Genomic DNA, 18906 nt, shown 5'->3' with positions numbered 1-18906 from the left:
ATGGCCGGTGTGACAGTCAGCAACCTCGTCAAGACGTACCCGTCGGGCCGCCGCCGCGCGACCGACGACATATCCCTGGACGTGGCCGACGGCGAATTCCTCGTGCTGGTCGGCCCGAGCGGCTGCGGCAAGACCACGCTGCTGCGCATGGTCGCCGGGCTGGAGACCCCGGACAGCGGCACGGTCACCATCGCCGGGCGCGACGTGACCGCGCTGCCGGCCCGCGACCGGGGCCTGTCCATGGTGTTCCAGTCCTACGCGATCTTCCCGCACCTCAAGGTCCGCCAGAACATCGGCTTCGGCCTGACCATGCGCAAGGTCGACAAGAAGGAATGGAACACCCGCGTCGACCGGGCCGCGGAACTCCTCGACCTCACCGACCACCTCGACCGGTACCCCGCCCAACTCTCCGGCGGCCAGCGCCAGCGGGTGGCGGTCGCCCGGGCCATCACCGTCGACGCCGACGTCCTGCTCATGGACGAACCCCTGTCGAACCTCGACGCGCTGCTGCGCATGCAGTTCCGCGCCGAACTCAAGAAGATCGTCTCCCGGCTCGGCACCACCACGCTGTACGTCACCCACGACCAGGCCGAGGCCATGAGCCTCGGCGACCGGGTGGCGGTCATGCGCGACGGCCGGATCGCCCAGATCGGCGCCCCCCTCGACGTCTACGACCGCCCGGGCGAACAGTTCGTGGGCAGCTTCCTGGGCGCTCCCCCGATGAACTTCTTCACCGCGACCGTCCACGACGGACGCCTGGTCGTCGACGATCAGTCCCTGCCCGCCCCCGCCGCGTTGTCGAGCTGGCCGGACCGGAAGATCCTGGCCGGGATCCGCGCCGAGAACATCACCATCGCCGCCGACGGCGACATCCCGGCCGAGGTCGAGGTCGCGGAACCGACCGGGTCGGCCATCCTGCTGACCGTACGATGGGCCGGTGGTGAACTGAAGGTGCAGACCGCCGCGACGTTCCGGGCGGCCCCGGGCGACCGGATCCGGCTGACGTTCCCACCCGCGGCGCTGCGTTTCTTCGACCCGGAGACCGCCCTGGCCCTGACCTGACGCCTCACCGGCCCGGTACGTCCGCCTGCCTCCGGAAAGCCGAGCTCCGGGTGCCCGGAGGCAGGACGTCGCGCAGAGTCGCGAACAGCCGGGCCGCTTCCGCGTCGCCGTAGTCACGGAAGTGCCCGGTCGCCCGCAGCAGCACCGCCCCCGGTTACCAGCGCGGCGGGGACCAGCGTCAGCCACGAGTAGCCCCGCAACGTCTCCCGGGCACCGATGAGCGAATCCGGGCTCGGCGTCGGCGACGGCGTCCACCATCCGCTCGAGGAACGCCACCACGGCAGCAGCGTGGCACCACCGTCGGTCGCCGCGACGTGGAGCCCCCGCGAACTCCAGCGGCTCGCCGCCGCCGATCCGGTCCAGAAAATCCCCCACCCGGTCATGTCGTCCTCGAACACGACCGCGTCCCCGCCGGTCCCCCGCATCGCGGCCCGCGGCCGGGCCGGCACCGGACGCGGCGTCGCCGGGTCCAGGCACGGACGGCCGGTGAAGCCCGCGCGGCCACGGTCGATGAGTGCGGCCGGACCGTCGCCTACGGCGGGCCCGAGCGACCGTCGCATGCCCTACGCGGAGGCCAGGACGTGCATGGACACGGCCGTCATCGGGCCCGGTGTGCAGTGCGCGGGCAGGAGGCGGTGGCTCCGCGTCGAACCGGGCCCGGAACGGGTGATGCCCGCGGTCCCGGGCCCGATCCAGGCCCGATCCAGGTTCAGTGCTGGGGCCGGCGCTGGGCCCGGGTGCGGATCCCGGGTGCGGATCCCGGCGGGTTCCGGCGTCGCGAACAGGACGCCGCGGTCGGACCCGCCTTGTTGTCGGCAGTGGCCGGCGCTAGGGCTGCGACGTGGCTCTCTCCTTCGTCCAGCGCTGGGTCCGACCCGGACAACGGCCCCGCCCGGCTCAGGGATCGGCGCCGCGCCCCGGCCCACCAGGATGAGCGGGGCCGCGCAGACCCGGGGTCAGGAGGACAGGGGCAGGACCACCTGGGAGACGCCGAGGCGGAGGCCGACCTCGGTGCCGGGGGCGTAGCGCAGGGTGTGGTCGCGGTCGGTGCTCAGGATGATGACGCCGATGCGGTGGCCCGGGGCGAAGACGTGGTCCTGGGTCTGGAGGTTCCAGTGGAAGGTGTACGGGCGGCCCGCGCTCACCGGGGTGGTGACCGCCGCCGAGAAGCGGTTGCGGACGTCGAGCCAGCCCTGGGTGACGATCTCCGACGCGGTGGTGGCGGTGACGTGGACGCGCTGGTTGAAGCAGCCCGGGTCCTCGGGGATGCCGGGGCCGACACAGTCCTGGGTGGACAGTGAGCGCAGGCCGGCGTACCGCTCGGCGGTGCCGTAGTCGACCAGCAGCGCGGTCAGGTAGGGCGATCTGCCGTCCAGGTCGGCGCGGACGGTGATCCGCGGGGTGCCGGACAGACGGGTCTCCCGGGTCAGGGGCTCGGAGAGGTAGGCGAGACGGTTGGGGTCGGCGGACATGCCGTCGGCGGCCAGGTCCGCGGTTGTCCGGGAAGGATCATCCACGAACGTCTGCCGGCCGCCGGGAGGGCCGGGCCGGGACCGCAGCGTGCCGGGGCGGCCGTCGGGGGCGGGGCCGCCCAGGGCGAGGGTGGTGGGCCTCGTCCCGGGGACCGGCCATGTCCTGGCGGTGCGCCAGACGTTCGGGGCGACCTCGACGTCGGCGACCGGGTCCTTCATGATGCCGGTGTCGATGCGGTAGAGCCACTGGTCGAACCAGCGGTGCAGGGTGTCGAGCCAGACGTCGCGGCGTACGTTGAACGGGTCGGTGTGGCCGGCCTGGTGCAGCCAGATCTTGCGGGGGACGTGGTTGCGGGCCAGCGCGTCCCACCACCGGCCGGCGTTCAGGGTGCGGACGTTGTCGTCGTGCAGGCCGTGCACCAGCAGGACGCTGGCCCGGACCCTCGCGGCGTCGCGCACGTAGTCACGCTCGGCCCAGAACGCGTTGTAGTCGCCCGTCGCGCGGTCCTGGTCGTGTTCCAGGGCGGCAGTCACGCCCGCGCAGACCTCGGGATTCTCCCGGGTGAGCACGGCTTTCGCGAGCACGTCGGTGTCCTCGCCCTGGTAGCCGCCGGGCGCGACCACGCCACCGTTGGCGCGGTAGTAGTCGTACCAGCTGGAGATGCCCGCGATCGGCACGATGGTCTCGAGGCCGCGGACGCCCGTCGCGGCGACCGCGTTGGGCAGCGTGCCGTTGTAGGAGACGCCGATCATGCCGGTGCGGCCGGTGGACCAGCTCGCGCGGGCGGGCGCGCCGGCCTCGTCGACGCCCCGGGCCCGGCCGTTGAGCCAGTCGACGACGGCCTTCATGCCCAGGGTCTCGTTGCGGCCGCCGGAGGTCGGGCAGCCGGTGGAGCCGCCGCTGCCGAGGCTGTCGGCGAAGACCACCGCGTAGCCGCGGGGCACGAAGTAGTTGTCCAGGTAGCCGGAGAAGACCACGGTCTCGGCGGCCCGGCCGGTGCCGGGAGACCCGTCACGGCGCGCCCCGGCGGCGTCGCGGTCGATGTCGTCATGATTCGGTACGTCGTTGAGCCCCGCGTAATACGGGCTCGCCTGGAAGATCACCGGCACCTTGAGGCCCGGTCCGGAGTCCCGCGGCCGGATGATCCGCACCGCCACCCGGTCGGGCCGGCCGTCGGCGTCGCTGTCCACCGGGACCTGCACCCACACCCGTTCCCGGATCGCCTGGGCGTAGCCGTGGACCGGCTGGGTGCCCGCGGCGGTGACAGCCGGTGCCGGTGCCGCACCGGACGGCGCCGCGACCGCCGCGGAGGCGGGGACGATCGTCGCCAGCCCCGCCACGACGGCGGCCAGCCGCCGGGCCGGGGCCGCCGGGCCACGTCGAGGGCTTCGCATACCGGCCACACCTCCAGAGGGGGATCGATGCCCTAGCCTATCGTCCGGCGTCGATTGGCGGGGGCGACCTGTGGATAATCGAAAGGACGTTGCGATGACCGGTAAGGATCATGGACCGGCCCGCCGGACGGCGGTGTTCGCGGCCGCCCTCGCGCTGCTGCTGATCTTCGCCCGCTCCGGTTCCCCGTCGCTGACGATTCAGGTCTTCTTCACCCTGTTCGTCATCGCCGCGACACTGTGGATCCGGGGCCAGTACTACGACAGCCTCGATCATGAGCAGTGGCTGATCTCCCGGCGCACCGCCCGGGTCCTGCTCGCCGTGGCGGTCGCGCTCGTCGTCTCGTACGCCTTCTGGCACAGCGCCGGGACCGCCATGCTCGGGATCCTGGTCCTGTATTTCGTGGCCGGTTCCGCGATCACCCGGGTGCGGCAGGGTCCCCTGGCCGAGGACCGCCGCCTCGCGCTCGCCCTGGGCCTGCTCGGCGGCGGCGCGCTCCTGGCCGCGCTGGGTGTGCTCGTGCTGGGCGCCGGCTCCGGCACGGTCTGGGTGGTCCTCGAAGTGGTGCTGCTCGGCGTCGCGCTGCTCGGCCTGATCCCGCTGGGTCTCGCGCTGTTCTCCGAGGCCGCGGTCCGCCGCCTGGGTGCCGCGCCGCCGCCGCACCGGCTCCGGACCGGGCTCGCCGGCACCGCCGCCTTCCTGCTCGCGGCCGGTCTCCTGTGGTGGCTGACCCGGTCCCCGTGGCTGCTCGGCGCGCTGCTCGTGCTGGCGCTGCTGATCGTGGCGCTGACCTCCATGACCCAGGCGGACATCGCGTTCGCCATGAGTGTCATCGCGCTGCTCGGGGTCACCCCGATCCCGGCCGACCAGCCGGAGCAGATGCGCCCGCAGCGGGACGGGCGGCGGCTGATGGTGGCGTTCGGTGATTCCTACCTGTCCGGCGAGGGCGCGTCGACCTACTATCGCGGCACCGACGAGGGTGGCGGCAACCAGTGCCGGCGCTCCCCCACCGCGTGGGCGGCGGCCGCCGGGCAGCAGCGCCCGTTCGGCCGGGTCGAGTTCCTGGCCTGCTCTCGGGCGCGGACCAGGAACATCCAGACCCCCACCCTTGCGGTACGCCCGGACGCGCCGGATCCCGAGCCGCAGACCGGGGAAGCGGGCACCCAGCTCGACCGGTACCTACAGGACTACGGGCCCGCGTACACCCCGAGTCTGGTCGTGGTCGGTGTCGGCGGCAACGACGCCGGGTTCTCCACGATCGGGTTGATGTGCCTGGCCCCCGGCAACTGCGACGACGAGTCGCGGCTGTGGACCGACGCGCTCCCGCAGGTGCGGGCCGGGTTGCGCGACACCTATCGGCAACTCGACACGTTGTTCCCGCGGACGCCGGTGGTCGTGGTGCCGTACCCGGATCCGATCGATCTGGACGGCCGCTGCGCGGACGTCTCGCTGGCCCGGCGGGAGCGGGAATTCCTGCACCGGTTCGTGACCGACGGGCTCAACCGGGTGGTGGCGCAGACCGCGAACGAGTTCGGTTTCTACTATCTCGGCGGCATGCAGAACGCCCTGGCCGACGCGCACCTGCAACTCTGCGACCCGGACAACCAGGGCCGGCCGGGCCTCACCTTCATCGGCATCCGGTCGGTGCGCGGGGTGGCGGAACAGCGGTTCAACCCGAGGAACTGGTCGCACAGCAGCCTGCATCCCAACGAACGCGGGCACGCGGCGATGCTGCGGGCGTTCCAGGCCTGGTTGCCGCAGGAACTGGACGGTATGCGACCGAGATTGACCGCGTTCCCGGCCGACGGGGTGCAGACCCGGGCCGCGGTCGAACGGGTCGACCCACCGTGCGACCTGCTCGACACCAGCCCGGCGGGGTGCCGGCCGCGGGGCATGCAGTGGGCGAAAGGCCAGATCAGAGCCATGATCCTGCTCCAGGGCTGGATGGGCCTGGTGGCCCTGGCGGGCGTCTGGCTCGCCGCGGTCGCGTTCTTCGGTGACCGCCGCCACCATCACGCGCTGCGGGCGGACGCCGGGAACACCCCGCCGAGGGCGGACGACCGGGCCAAAAGAAGATCAGAAATGACCCCGGACCGTACGGCGAACCGGGCTGAAGATCAAGTGGACTGATCAGAATCGGTCACGGGTTCTGGACTCCGAGGACTGCACGACAATGGCCCCACGGAGGGCCCGATGACCGTCCTTTCGGGACTCGATCGCTAGCCGGGCCGGGGGTGGCGTGAACTGGGGATTCGCGGGGAGGAAGATCACTGTTCCGTTCATTTCAGGACACGTTGACCTTGGCATAAATCACTGCTTGTAATCTGCGAATCACTCTCCGTACGCTGTTGTCACAAGGCCCCATCGATTGGCTTGACGTTCATGGCAGTTGGTGGCCTCGCCCATCAGCGAGATCGGGGAGCATCGCATGGTTATCAAGGTTGTCGAGCAGATCAACGACGACGAGCTCATCGAAAACGCGTGGAAGATGTACGAGGAGTCCTTCCGGGGTCTCAACGCGCTCGCCGTCCAGCGGCACCTGATGTACTGGGGCGAGTTCGAGGAAGTCATGCGCGACGGCCGGGTGCAGAAGTACCTGAGTCTCGACGACGAGGGCAATCTGGTCGGGATGTCGACGTACACCAACGACCTCGACGCGATGCCGCTGATCTCACCGCAGTACTTCGAGCACCGCTGGCCCGAGCTGTACGCGCAGCACAAGATCTGGTACTGCGGCTTCGTGGCCGTACTGCCGACCGGCCGCGCCAGCTCGTCCTTCTCGGACCTGGTCGAGGCGATGTACCTGTTCGCCGCGGCCCAGAACGGGATCATCGGGCTCGACTTCTGCGGTCACAACGACGAGCAGCGCAAGATGAGCCGGGTCATCAGGCTGATGCTGCACCGCTTCTCCGGCAACTGCGAGGCCGAGATGATGGACGCCCAGCAGTTCTGGATCTACCAGTTCCCGCAGGCCGCCTAGGTTCGTTCTGGACGTGGAGCGGGGCTGACACGCCGGCGACCGCCCGCCGCTTCGACCGGATCCGGGCTCTTGGGGGGCTGACGGATCCCGGTCGGCATCGGGGACCTCCTTCCATCGGGATCGGCGGGCGGTTCCGGCGCGGTTCTCGGCAAAGCTGCTACTTCCACCGTGACGGCTCGGGCGGTGACTCCCACCGCGACGGCTCGGACGGGGTGTCCCACACCGATCGGCCGGGTGCGGCGGACCCGTGCGGGGCCTGGGGCTGCGGTTCCTCGTCCCACTGGGACGGCTGCGACGGCATCGGCGGTGGCGGGCCCCAGGGTGACGACGCCGGCGGGGTTCCCCACTGGCCCCCGTCGGGCTGGCCCGGCCCCTGACCCGGATAGCCCTGCCCGGGATGGCCCTCACCGGGATGGCCCTGACCTGGATGGCCCTGACCGGGGTGAACCGGCTCCTGGTGACCCGGCCCCTGGTGACCCGGCCCCGGGCGGCCCGGCGCCGGCGGCATCTCGTCCCGCGACGGGGGTGCCCCGGCGGAACCGGCGGCGGACGCCGCGCCCGCCGCGAGCATGGCCCGGGCGCTGAGCATCTCGGTGGGTGAGCCGCTGCCTCGGCGGGGCGAGTCCGAGATGAACCCGCCGCCGTCCGCGCCCCGGCCGATCGCCGCGTAGACCTCCGGACGGGCGGCCCGCATGATGACGGCCCAGATGAAGCCGGCGATCGCACAGATCAGGTAGCCGGTCGGGAAGAGCCAGTGGAACATCGAGCCCGGCTCCACCTGCAGCAGGTCACCGAGCCCGATGACGGTCGCCGCGAGGATGATGCTGAGCAGCATGAACGCGACGATCGGGGCGATCTTGGCGCGCCACAGGTTCTCGCTGTGCTCCTTGTGGTGGATGAAGAACATGATCACCGCGGCGGAAGCGCTCCACATCAGGATGAGCACGCCCAGGCCGCCGACCACGGTCAGCCACGCGAACAGGTAGACCAGCGGGTCGGCGCCGGTGATCCGGTAGACGACCAGCACCCCGAGGGCGAGCACGCTCTGGGTGATCGAGCCGACGATCGGCGCGCCGGTGCGGGGGTGGGTGTAGCCCCAGGCCCGGGGCAGTACGCCCTCGCGGCCGAGCGCGAACTGGTACCGCGAGACCGCCGCGTGGAACGCGAGCAGCGCGGCGAAGATGCTCGTCATGAACAGCACGTAGCCGACGTTGATCAGCACCTCGGGCACGTGCGGGCTCACCAGGTTGAAGACGAGGTCGGTCTCGTCGGCCTTGGCCGCCGCCACGATCGTGCGGGGCCCGGCGCCGACCGACATCGCCCACGCCGACAGCCCGCAGAGCAGACCGGCGAGCAAAACCGCGAGGTGCGTGGCCCGGGCGATCGTCCGCTTCGGATCCTTGGTCTCCTCGGACAGCACCACCGTGGCCTCGAAGCCGACGAAGCCCCCGATGGCGAGCACCATCATGGCCGCGACCTCGGGTGAGAACACCTGCGCCGGGTTGAGCGTGGCGAACGAGACCGAGCCGGTGGCCGGGTTCGCCACCATCACCGCGTCGTAGATCACCACGATCGCGATCTCGGCGACCAGCAGCACCGCGAGCACCTTGCCGCTGAGGTCGATCCAGAGCAGGCCGAGCACCGACACCAGGACCCAGGCCACGATCGCGCAGGTGAACCAGCCGGCCGTGATGCCCAGACCCTCCAGCACCCCCGAGGCGACCACCCCGAACAGACCGAACAGACCGATCTGCATGAGCGCGTACGCGGGGAGCGCGACGAACGCGGCCCCGACGCCCGGGATGCGGCCCAGTCCGTGACTGATGTAGGAGTAGAACGCCCCCGAGTTGACGATGTGCCGGCTCATGGCCACGAACCCGACCGTGAAGATCGACAGGATCGCGGCGACGACCAGGTAGACGATGGGGACCGCGGTGTTGCCCACCACCGCGTAGATGGTGGTGATCGCCCCGATCACGACCGTGAGCGGGGCGGCCCCGGCGACGCCGAAGAAGACCACCGAAGGAACGCCGAGCCGGTTCCGGGCCAGGGCCGTCGACACGATATCGGGCTCGGACATGTCCTTACGCGCCATCAAGAGCCTCCCAGCCCATTGATCGAAATTGTCCCGCCGGCGGTGATGACGACCGACCGGACTCACCGCCTACCGACGGCGAGCACGGATCCGACGGAAGCCTCGGTGTGCTCGATGAGCTGACGGAAATCCTCGGGCAGCGTCCCGATGGCGGTGGGGAGCTGCGTGAGGGCCTGCCGGTGGACCTCGAAGTCCCACAGCACGAAGCGGGTCAGGCCGGTGGCGACCACGAGGCCGGCGAGGAGCCGGTCACCGGTCGACATGTCGAGACCGCGCACCATGATGTTGGCCAGGCGCATCGGCGCCCAGGCCGCGGCATTGCGCTGCGCCTCGTTGTTGGGCATGTAGAAGGTCTGCACACTGAGCATGCGGCGCCTGGTCACCGACTCCACCGCACCGGAGCGCATCAATCGTTCCCCGACCCGCTCCGCCGCGTCCTGGGAAAGGTACGCGAGCCAGGTCTTGACGTCGCGATGTTGCGGTTGTGCGATGAGCAACTCGAGTACAGAATGCGACAGCGAGTCCCTCGGTGGTTGACGACTCTCGATGTGCAAGTCACCGTCGTAGATGCGAAGCCGTCCCTCGAGCACCAACTCCCCGAGAAGGGCGGCGGCGAGGCCCAGGCCGGTAGCCCGGGGGTGCAGCCGTGACCGGCCGGTCCGGTCCTCGTGTGCGATCAGGAAGAACTGGTCAGCCAGCACGCCGCCACTCCTTAGACACATCGACGCGAATTGTCGACGGGGCAACAACCCGTTAGAAGGCAATAACTCGCTGTCGGAAGCATCATGTACCCGACTCGGAGGTCAATGCAAGAAGTACTAGACTCCGGATCAGCCCGTGATGTCCACCATGGATCATGGGAAGATCGAAACCGGGTAATCGACATCCCAAGATCGAGGAGTCAGGGTGTCCACAGACGAGGGTCCCACGCTGCGCCGACGTCGTTTGGGCACAGAGCTGAAACGGTGTCGCGAACGCGCCGGACTCACCCAGGAAACCGTCTCGCGGCATTTTGAATGGCATGCCGCCAAGGTGACCCGTATCGAGACGGCCCGCGTCGCGGTCACCCCCCGTGACGTGCGTGACCTGCTCACGCTGTACGGGATCGACGACGAGCAGTACCGCGAGGCCCTGCTGGAACTGGCCCGCTCGTCCAAGCAGAAGACCTGGTGGACGGACTACCGCGACATCATGCGCCCGGGCAACTTCGTCGGCCTCGAGGCGGAGGCCTCGTCGCTGCGGGCCTGGGAACCCATCATCGTGCCGGGCCTGCTCCAGACCGAGGAGTACATCCGGGCGCTGATGCGGACCGGGCGGTCCATGGACCCGCCGGCGCAGACCGACCGCCGGATCGCGCTGCGGCTCAAGCGGCAGAGCCGGCTGACCGGGGCGAATCCGCTCGAACTGGTGGCGATCATCGATGAGTCGGTGGTGCGACGCTCCGTAGGCGGCCCCACGGTCATGGATGACCAACTCCGCCATCTCATTGACACAGCTAAATTACCCAACGTGACGCTCCAGATCCTCCCGTTCGATGCCGGCGAACACACCTTCCTCGGTGGTTCAGCAGCACTTTTGGAGTTCCGGGAGACCACTCATTTGGATGTAGTTTACTTGGAGGGACTTGCGGGTGACCTCTACGAAGAGCAACATTCAGAGGTCGCTCGTTACCGTGCGGAGTTCGAGCGACTGAGCACCAGGGCACTGGACCCCCGGTTGACCCTTAAGATGATCGAAAGCCTCCTACGCGCGTAGGAGGCTTCACGTCGCACAATCGCATATCGAAGGGAGGTGCAAAGGCATGCCGACGCACCATCTCAACGCCGCTGTCTGGAAGAAGTCCAGTCGCAGCAACGGAAACGGCGGCAACAACTGTGTCGAGGTCGCAATCCTCGACACAGCCGTTGCCGTGCGTGACAGCAAGAACCCTTCGGGTCCCGCTCTCATCTTCAACCCGGCGCATTGGTCCGAGTTCGTGAACTCGGCCAAGAGCGGCGAGTTCGATCTCCGCTGAGAGACACTACCGATAGGCACGCACAGCCGGGAAGTGGATACGCAACGTCAACTTCCGGTAGCTCCATGATCAATTTAAGATAGCGCAAAGGCGCAGTTCACGGCCTTCGCACAGCATTCGGGGCGTCCTCAGGGGCGCCCCGAATTGCAATTTGCAGATGATCAATGCCATATCGATCTCCATGCTTGCAGGTCATAGCCCTTTCCTGAGATCGGTGGCAGACTGACGAAACACTCTCCGCATTGACGAGACCACTTAGCGTAAGGGGCCTTCGTTGCGCCGCTCATCCAACATCGTCGCCACCCCCGCTCCCGCACGTCAGGTGCACCCGGGACCCGTGCTCGAGATGCGGGCCGGCCGGATCGTGGCCGCCCTGGACACGTTCCGGGCCGCCTTCCCCGGGGTCCGCCCGTTCTACGCCACCAAGTGCAACAACCACCCCGGTGTGCTGAGCACCCTGCACAGTGCCGGGTCCGGCTTCGAGGTCGCCTCCATCCAGGAGGTCGAGCTGCTCGTGGCGGCCGGCGTCCAGCCCTACGACATGCTGTTCAGCAACCCGGTCCGGGCCCGGGAACAGACCGCCCGCGCCGCCGCGGCCGGGGTCTACCGGTTCAGCGTCGACTCCTTCGAGGAGGTCCGCCGCGTCGCCGAGGAGGCACCGGGCAGCTGCGTGTACGCCCGGCTCATGACCGGCGGTACGGACAGCGTCGTGCCCAGCGAGGGCAAGTTCGGCGTGGACGTCCCCGGGGCCGTCGGTCTTCTGGTGCAGGCGCGCGAACTCGGGCTCACGCCGTACGGGATCACGTTCCACATGGGTTCGCAGTCGCTGGACCCCACCGCCCTCGACCGTCCCCTGCGCGACGTCGCGGTCGTGCTGGAGCGGCTCGCCCAGGTCGGCATCCGGCTGCAGATGGTCGACATCGGCGGCGGCTTCCCGGCCCGTTACGACGAACCGGTGCCGGACCTCGAGCTGTTCGGGCGGGTGGCGGCGGACGGCATCGCCCGCCTGCCTTACCCGGTGGAGGTCTTCGCCGAACCGGGCCGGGCGCTGGTCGCCGAGGCCGGCCGGTTCCGCTGCCGGGTGATCGGTGTGGCCGAACGGCCGTCGGGCTGGTGGGCGCACACCGACCTCGGTGTCTTCCACGGCCTGATGGAGGTCCTGGAGTCCGGTGGCGCGCTGCGCTATCCCATCCACGACGCCCGCGGCGCCCGGTTGCGGCGGGCGTTCCACCTGACCGGCCCGACCTGCGACAGCCAGGACACGTTCGCCCGCGACGTGCTGCTCTCGGCGGACCTGCGCGAGGGCGACGAACTCCTGGTCAGCTCCGCCGGCGCGTACACCAGCGTGTACGCCTCCCGGTTCAACGGTTTCGCCCCGCCGCGCGTGGTCATGATCTAGATCGGCGCTAATCTCCCAGGGTTGACCGCCGACTGGGGAGAAGACTGTGACCGAGCCTGAGAACGAACGCGACGACGAGTGGGACGCGGTCGAGGACGACGGGGTGCTCGACGCGTCGGACACGCTCGACGACGATGCCGTCGGTGACCCGCTGGACGTCGGCCACCAGGCGGCCGACGGCTACGCGGGCGCCGACCGGTTCGGCACCACCGCCGCCGAGCAGCGTCAGGGCGAGTCCCTCGACCAGCTGCTCGCCGAGGAGGAGCCGGACATCGACCCGTACGCGGACGACGACACCGACGAGGACGAGCTGATCCGGCGCGGCGACGACGCCGAGCCGCGGTCCGGCCGCCTGGTCGCCGGGGACGAGGGCCTCGGCCCCGACGAGGAGGCCGACTCGGTCGCCTCCGACGTGGGCATCGACTCCGGCGCCGCCACTGCCGAGGAGGCCGCCGTCCACGTCGTCGGCGACCCGGACAGCCGGGGCACCGGCCCGCGCCTCTGAGCTGACGCACCGGCCGTCCCGTGCCGCACGGGCGGGCGGCCGGTGCACCATCCGAGGAAAACAGGGCCGGGAAACGCCCGAATGTGCCAGGGACGCGAAGGGATCGAGGCCGTTCGGTGTCTTCCCGGCGCAGGTGACGGGCGGTAGCGTCCGGCGGCGTGAAGGTCACCCTGCCCCGGTTGCCAGCCCTGCCCCGGTTGCCAGCCCTGCCCCGGTTCCTCGTCCTGCTCCTCGTCGCCGCCGCCCTGACCGGCTGCACCTCGGACGACCCGGGGCCGCAGGACGCACCGGACCGGGTCAGTGTCGGGGTCATCCCGATCATCGACGTCGCACCCGCGTATCTCGGCCGGGCCAAGGGGTTCTTCGCGAGCCGGGGCATCGACCTGACGCTGGTGCCCGAGCAGGGTGGTGCCGCGATCGTGCAGGGGGTGCTGGCCGGGAAGTACCCGTTCGGCTTCAGCAACGCGACGTCGCTGATGGCCGCGACGGCCGGCGGGGCACCGCTGCGGGCCGTGGCCAACGGGGTCGCCTCGACCGGCCGGCCGGGACGCGACTTCTCCGCGGTGGTCGTGCGCGACGGCAGCGGGATCCGGTCGGCGAAGGACCTGGCCGGGAAGAAGATCGCGGTCAACACGCTGAAGAACCTCGGGGACACCACCGTGCGCGCGTCGATCCGCAAGGACGGCGGCAATGCGGGCGACCTGCGGTTCGAGGCCATGCCGTTCGCCGCGATGCCGTCGGCGCTGCAGGCCGGCACCGTCGACGCCGCCTGGGTGGTCGAGCCGCAGCTGTCCGAGGCGCTGACCCAGGGATCACAGGTGGTGGCGTCGAACTATGTGGACACCGCCGCGAACCTGACGGTGGCGCTGTACTTCGCCGGGACGGCACTGCTCGAGAAGGACCCGGACCTCGCGGCGCGGTTCACCGCGGCGATCGACGAGTCGCTGGCGTACGCGGCCGCGCACCCCGAGCAGGTGCGCGACATCATCGGCACCTACACGCCGATCACCGACGTGGTACGGACCGCGATGATCCTGCCCGACTGGCCGCACGACATCAACCGGGCATCGCTGGACCGGCTGGCCGAGCTGGGCACCGAGGACGGGATCTTCACCGCGCCGCCCCGGCTGGATCAACTGCTGCCCTGATCAGCTGCTGCCCTGATCGGCTGACGCTTTGAGCTCGGCCCGGTCCAGGGCGCGGTCGACCCGGACCTGTTCGCGCTCGTCGTCGCGGATCCAGCGGCGGACCAGCAGCAGCAGGACCACGGCGGCCGGGATCTCGCCGAACGCCCAGGCCAGGCCGGCCCCGAGGTGCTGGTCGGCGAGCAGCGGCGCGGCCCAGTCCGGGTGCACGGCGGTGTACCAGCCGGCCGCGATCACGGTGGTGGACTGCAGCAGGACGAACCCGAAGAACGCGTGCGCGACCATCGCCATGAAGTGCACCAGGGTGAGCAGCGCCGGGTAGATCCGGCGGCGGCCCGGGTCGGTGCCGATGAGCACCCAGAACAGCAGGTAGCCGGCGGCCACGAAGTGCAGCAGCATCGCCAGGTGGCCGAGGTGGTGGCGCATGAGCGTGGCCAGCAGGTCGCTCATGTACAGCGCGTACAGGCTGGCGACGTAGATGCCGAGCGCGACGACCGGGTGGTTGAGCACCCGGGCGATCCGGCTGTGCAGCACGATCAGCAGCCACTCCCGGGCGCCGCGGACCTGCGGGTCGGCCGGCCGGCGCAGCGCGCGCAGAGCCAGCGTGACCGGGGCACCGCCGACCAGCAGGATCGGCACCACCATCGACAGCACCATGTGCTGGACCATGTGCGCGCTGAACAGCACGTACGCGTACCGGGCGACGCCGAGGCCGGTGATCGCGGCGAACAGCAGCAGCCCGCCCACCCAGGACGCGGTGCGCGACGCCGGCCACGGGTGCCCGGCCCGCCGCAACCGGCGCACCCCGGCCAGGTAGGCGAGGATCCCGGCGACGGTCAGCGTCAGCAGCAGGAAGTCGGGCAGCGGGCCGCCGAGCAGCCGGGCGGCGCTCAGCGGGCCGGGCCGGTCGAAGCCGAGCAGCTCGACGAGCGGGTCGGGCACCTCGGGGCTCTGCGGCACCGGTGTGGGGCTGCGCGACAGCGCGACAGCCAGGCCCACCGCGGCGCCGAGCACGACCAGCTCCCCCGCGGCGAGGCGCAGGAACGCCCGCGGCGCGCCGCCGGCCAGGGCCGGCAACGTGCGGGTGCGGTGCAGGGCGCCGAGCACGCCCACGGCCAGCAGGGCCAGGACCTTGAGGAGCACCAGGACGCCGTACCGGGACGTCACCAGCGGCGACCACCCACCCAGGCGCACCGCCGCGTTCGCCGCGCCGCTGAGCGCCGTGGCCGCGAAACAGGCCAGGGCCAGGGTGCTGTAGCGCCGGGCCGCGTCGGCGAGGCGATGGTGGCGGCGCACCACCAGCAGGCCCGCCAGGCCGCCCACCCACAGCGACGCGGCGAGGATGTGCACCGCCAGGCTCGACACGGCGAGCTGGTGGTCACCGGCCTCGGCGGAGTGCCCGGTGAACGCCGGCGGCAGCAGCGCGGCGCAGGCCACCACCGCGGTGACAGCGGCGAGACCGCGCGACAGCCCGGCGCGGGACAGCACCGCCACGGCGAGCGCGAGCCCGGCCTGCAGCAGCAGCGACTGCCCCTGCGAGATGGACGTGGCGAAGCTCAGCACGGTCCGGATGCCGAGCTGCGACGGCGGTATCGCGAGCACGTCGGAGAGGGTGCAGAACAGCACCGCCAGGGAGGTGACGGCCCAGGCCAGCGCCGCCCAGGTGGCCCGGCGCAGCAGCAGCCAGCCGTGCGCCGCCACCCCGCGCCCGTCGCCGGGCAGCAGGAACGCGGCGGTGACGGTGGCGCCCACGGTGGCGATGCCGAGCAGGTCGGCGGTCGCGGTCAGCACGGGCAGCGCCCAGGCGGTGACCGGGCCGGGGCTGGGCAGCCCGGGCAGCACCCGGGCGTCGATCCCGCCGCCGAACACGAGCGCCCCGGCCAGCACCGCCGCCGTTGCCCCGGTGGCGGCCACCGGCACCCATCGCATACTTCGCACGGTTACTGGTCGTTCATGCCGGACGGTTGGTTCCGGGGCGTGACGGCCCTAACAGGCGATCGGGTTCTCCTCGACCCGGCGGGCGACCTGGCAGCCGACCTGGCGCAGCATCTCGACCTGCGGTTCGCTCAGGCCGTCGATGACGTAGCGGCGGACCGCGGCGACGTGCCCGGGGGCCGCCGCGACCACGAGCTCCCAGCCCGCGTCGGTGAGCACGGCCCGGGTGTAGCGGGCGTTCTCCGGGTCGGGCTCGCGGCGCAGCACCCCGCGCTGCTCGAGGCGCTTGGCGACGTTGGAGAGCCGCGAGAGCGAGCCGCTGACGAAGACCGCCAGCTCGCTCATCCGCATGGCCCGCTCCGGGTGCATGGACAGCGCGGAGAGCACGAAGTAGTCGAAGAGGGTGAGGTGGTTGTCCCGCAGGAGCTGGGCGTCGAGCGCCGCGGGCAGCTTGAAGATCAGGCTCGCCAGGGCCATCCATGCCGCGCGCTCGTCGTCGTCCAGCCACTTCGTCTCCTGCATGGCGCACAGCCTACGTCCCGGATTCCAGGCCGGAGTGACCGAGATCGCACCTGAGTTCAATCTTGAAGTTACCGTGCTAGCTTGGAGTTCAAGCTTGAACCGAGAGAGGGAACCCCCATGACCCTGTTCCGCCTGGACGCCAGCATCCGTGTCGAGGGCTCGGCGAGCCGCGAGATCGCGGACATCGTCGAGCAGGAGTGGCTCGCCGCCCGCCCCGGCGACACCGTCGAGCGCCGGCACATCGGCACCGAGCCGATCCCGGCCACCTACTGGGGCGCCGCCCTCGCCGCCGGTGCCACCCCCGAGGCGGAGCAGACCGACGAGCAGAAGGCCGCCGCCGCGCTCGCCACCGAGCTGGTCGACGAGCTGCTCGCCGCCGACGCGATCCTGTTCGCCGTGCCGCTCTACAACTACGGCCCGTCGCAGCACTTCAAGGCGTACATCGACCTCATCTCCACCGCGCCGAAGGCGTACGGCCAGGCGTTCCTCGCCGGCAAGAAGGTCGTGCTCGCCACCGTCCGTGGCGGCGCGTACGGCGCGGGCACCCCGCGTGCGGGCTGGGACCACTCCACCCCGTTCCTCAAGCGCATCATCGCCGACTCGTGGGGCGCCGACCTGACCGTCGTCGAGCGGGAGTTCACCCTCGTCGGCCAGAACCCGGCCCTCGACGACTTCAAGGACCTCGCCGCCGAGATGCACTCCGGCGCGCAGCAGTCCGCCCGCGAGGCCGGCAAGGCCCTCGGCGCGCTCTGAGCCACCGCACCGTGAACGGCGCCGCCCCGGCCGGGGCGGCGCCGTTTTCCGTGCTCCGGGCGCTCGGACAACCCGGAATACGTCGCAACCCGGGCGACGTACCGAGGATTCAGTTTCGTTCTTGAAAACAGCTTCGGATTCCCTTGTCCTGGCGGCTTTGCATGTGTCAAGGTCCGTCCACGCCGACCGGGAGGGATCCGTCACCGTTGCTCAACTTCGTCGCTGGGTCCTACACCGCACCGGCCGACGGGCGCACCTCCCCGGTCGTCAACCCGTCCACCGGTGACACCTATGCCCACGCCCCGGTCTCGTCCGAGCAGGACGTCGCGGTGGCCATGGAGGCCGCCGCCGCGGGGTTCGAGGTCTGGCGCGACACCACCCCCGCCGACCGGCAGCGGGCGCTGCTGCGGATCGCCGGCGCCGTCGAGGACCGCGCCGAGGAGATCATCGCCGCCGAGTGCCGCAACACCGGCAAACCCCTCGAGGCGACCCGGCGGGAGGAGATGGCACCGCTCCTCGACGAGCTGCGCTTCTTCGCCGGTGCCGCCCGGATGCTGGAGGGCCGCTCGGCCGGGGAGTACCTGCGCGACCACACGTCCTATGTGCGCCGCGAGCCGATCGGGGTCTGCGCGCAGGTCACCCCGTGGAACTACCCGATGGTCATGGCGGTGTGGAAGTTCGCGCCCGCGATCGCCGCCGGCAACGCAGTGGTGCTCAAACCGGCCGAGACCACCCCGGTCACCACGCTGCTGCTCGCCGAGATCGCCGCCGAGTTCCTGCCGCCCGGCGTGTTCAACGTCATCTGTGGCGACCGTGACACCGGCCGGGCCCTGATCACCCACCCGCTGCCCCAGCTGGTGTCGATCACCGGCTCCACCCGGGCCGGCATGGAGGTCGCCGCGTCCGCCGCCGCCGACCTCAAGAAGGTGCACCTCGAACTCGGCGGCAAGGCGCCGGTGGTCGTGTTCGACGACGCCGACATCGCCACCACCGCCGCGGCGGTCGCCGCGGCCGGATACTTCAACGCCGGGCAGGACTGCACCGCCGCCGCCCGGGTGCTCGTGCACGAGCGGATCGCCGACGACTTCACCGCCGCGCTGGCCGCCGCCGCGAAGAACACCGTGGTCGGCGGGCCGGACCACCCCGGCGCGTTCCTCGGGCCGGTCAACAACGCCGTCCAGCTCGACCGGGTCCGGGGGTTCCTCGACCGCGTTCCCGGGCACGCCGAGATCGTCACCGGGGGGCGGCGCATCGGTGACCGGGGATACTTCCTCGAACCGGCCGTCGTGGCCGGGCTGCACCAGCACGACGAGATGATCCAGGACGAGGTGTTCGGCCCGGTCGTCACCGTGCAGCGCTTCACCGGCGAGGACCAGGCCGTGCGCCGGGCCAACGACGTGCGTTTCGGGCTCAGCGCCAGCGTGTGGACCCGCGACCACGGCCGGGCCCTGCGGATGTCGCGGCGGCTCGACTTCGGCGCGGTCTGGATCAACACCCACCTGCCGTTCGTCTCCGAGATGCCGCACGGCGGCTTCGGCCACTCCGGGTACGGCAAGGACCTCTCGATGTACGGCTTCGAGGAATACACGAGGATCAAGCACGTCATGAGCTACCACGGCTGAAGGTGGGCG

The 18906-nt window shown here is 70.8% G+C and carries 16 protein-coding genes; 10 read left to right on the top strand and 6 right to left on the bottom strand.

What is annotated here, in order from left to right; genetic code table 11:
• Complete coding sequence (locus ACIA6A_RS36075) at nt 1-1062, top strand: ABC transporter ATP-binding protein (RefSeq protein WP_396102521.1); 1062 nt, start codon at nt 1-3, stop codon at nt 1060-1062.
• A 113-nt stretch (nt 1063-1175) separates the two neighbouring features.
• On the opposite strand, the gene ACIA6A_RS36070 is transcribed toward ACIA6A_RS36075, so the two are convergent.
• Together ACIA6A_RS36070 and ACIA6A_RS36065 are read right to left on the bottom strand one after the other, a co-directional pair.
• Nucleotides 1176-1622, bottom strand: a complete 447-nt coding sequence (locus tag ACIA6A_RS36070) for a hypothetical protein (protein ID WP_396102519.1) — start codon at nt 1620-1622, stop codon at nt 1176-1178.
• 396 nt (nt 1623-2018) lie between these two features.
• The gene (locus tag ACIA6A_RS36065) at nt 2019-3929 is read right to left on the bottom strand and encodes a Xaa-Pro dipeptidyl-peptidase (RefSeq protein ID WP_396102518.1); all 1911 of its coding nucleotides are present in this window, start codon (nt 3927-3929) and stop codon (nt 2019-2021) included.
• Nucleotides 3930-4023: 94 nt separating this feature from the next.
• Here ACIA6A_RS36065 and ACIA6A_RS36060 point away from each other — a divergent pair, with 94 nt between their 5' ends.
• Both ACIA6A_RS36060 and ACIA6A_RS36055 read left to right on the top strand, forming a co-directional pair.
• The gene (locus ACIA6A_RS36060) at nt 4024-6057 is read left to right on the top strand and encodes a GDSL-type esterase/lipase family protein (RefSeq protein WP_396102516.1); all 2034 of its coding nucleotides are present in this window, start codon (nt 4024-4026) and stop codon (nt 6055-6057) included.
• 298 nt (nt 6058-6355) lie between these two features.
• On the top strand, nt 6356-6907 hold the full coding sequence (locus tag ACIA6A_RS36055; RefSeq protein WP_396102514.1) for a hypothetical protein: 552 nt from the start codon (nt 6356-6358) through the stop codon (nt 6905-6907).
• Between the two features lie 157 nt (nt 6908-7064).
• Here the strand turns inward: ACIA6A_RS36055 and ACIA6A_RS36050 are convergent, their stop codons facing one another.
• Both ACIA6A_RS36050 and ACIA6A_RS36045 read right to left on the bottom strand, forming a co-directional pair.
• Complete coding sequence (locus ACIA6A_RS36050) at nt 7065-9002, bottom strand: APC family permease (RefSeq protein ID WP_396102513.1); 1938 nt, start codon at nt 9000-9002, stop codon at nt 7065-7067.
• A gap of 62 nt (nt 9003-9064) precedes the next feature.
• Entirely contained in the window at nt 9065-9703 is a 639-nt protein-coding gene (locus ACIA6A_RS36045; protein ID WP_396102512.1) for a GPP34 family phosphoprotein, read from the bottom strand.
• 205 nt (nt 9704-9908) lie between these two features.
• On the opposite strand from ACIA6A_RS36045, the gene ACIA6A_RS36040 reads away from it, so the two are divergent.
• The 5 genes from ACIA6A_RS36040 to ACIA6A_RS36020 all read left to right on the top strand — a co-directional run bounded on the left by ACIA6A_RS36040 (nt 9909) and on the right by ACIA6A_RS36020 (nt 14068).
• Nucleotides 9909-10757 (top strand): helix-turn-helix domain-containing protein, encoded by an 849-nt coding sequence (locus tag ACIA6A_RS36040; protein WP_396102511.1) that lies wholly within the window; start codon nt 9909-9911, stop codon nt 10755-10757.
• Nucleotides 10758-10803: 46 nt separating this feature from the next.
• Nucleotides 10804-11016, top strand: coding sequence for a DUF397 domain-containing protein (locus ACIA6A_RS36035; RefSeq protein ID WP_396102510.1), 213 nt, complete (start codon nt 10804-10806; stop codon nt 11014-11016).
• 274 nt (nt 11017-11290) lie between these two features.
• Nucleotides 11291-12415 (top strand): type III PLP-dependent enzyme, encoded by a 1125-nt coding sequence (locus ACIA6A_RS36030; RefSeq protein ID WP_396102509.1) that lies wholly within the window; start codon nt 11291-11293, stop codon nt 12413-12415.
• 46 nt (nt 12416-12461) lie between these two features.
• Complete coding sequence (locus ACIA6A_RS36025; RefSeq protein ID WP_396102508.1) at nt 12462-12920, top strand: DUF5709 domain-containing protein; 459 nt, start codon at nt 12462-12464, stop codon at nt 12918-12920.
• Between the two features lie 158 nt (nt 12921-13078).
• Nucleotides 13079-14068: an ABC transporter substrate-binding protein gene (locus ACIA6A_RS36020; RefSeq protein WP_396102507.1), complete on the top strand. Its 990-nt coding sequence runs from the start codon at nt 13079-13081 to the stop codon at nt 14066-14068.
• Here ACIA6A_RS36020 and ACIA6A_RS36015 read toward each other — a convergent pair whose 3' ends face one another.
• Together ACIA6A_RS36015 and ACIA6A_RS36010 are read right to left on the bottom strand one after the other, a co-directional pair.
• Nucleotides 14069-15994 (bottom strand): cytochrome c oxidase assembly protein, encoded by a 1926-nt coding sequence (locus ACIA6A_RS36015; RefSeq protein ID WP_396102506.1) that lies wholly within the window; start codon nt 15992-15994, stop codon nt 14069-14071.
• Between the two features lie 57 nt (nt 15995-16051).
• The gene (locus tag ACIA6A_RS36010; protein ID WP_396102505.1) at nt 16052-16522 is read right to left on the bottom strand and encodes a MarR family winged helix-turn-helix transcriptional regulator; all 471 of its coding nucleotides are present in this window, start codon (nt 16520-16522) and stop codon (nt 16052-16054) included.
• A 117-nt stretch (nt 16523-16639) separates the two neighbouring features.
• Here ACIA6A_RS36010 and ACIA6A_RS36005 point away from each other — a divergent pair, with 117 nt between their 5' ends.
• Both ACIA6A_RS36005 and ACIA6A_RS36000 read left to right on the top strand, forming a co-directional pair.
• Nucleotides 16640-17275 carry an FMN-dependent NADH-azoreductase gene (locus tag ACIA6A_RS36005; protein WP_396102503.1) on the top strand — a complete coding sequence of 212 codons (636 nt, stop codon included), beginning with the start codon at nt 16640-16642 and terminating at the stop codon, nt 17273-17275.
• A 161-nt stretch (nt 17276-17436) separates the two neighbouring features.
• The gene (locus ACIA6A_RS36000; RefSeq protein ID WP_396102502.1) at nt 17437-18897 is read left to right on the top strand and encodes a gamma-aminobutyraldehyde dehydrogenase; all 1461 of its coding nucleotides are present in this window, start codon (nt 17437-17439) and stop codon (nt 18895-18897) included.
• Nucleotides 18898-18906: the final 9 nt, after the last annotated feature.

Origin of the sequence: Actinoplanes sp. NPDC051494 (genome assembly GCF_044454705.1) — a bacterium.
In the GTDB taxonomy this organism is placed as follows: domain Bacteria; phylum Actinomycetota; class Actinomycetes; order Mycobacteriales; family Micromonosporaceae; genus Actinoplanes.
Note: the sequence above shows the minus strand (reverse complement) of the source record. Positions and strands in the feature narration are given on the sequence as shown.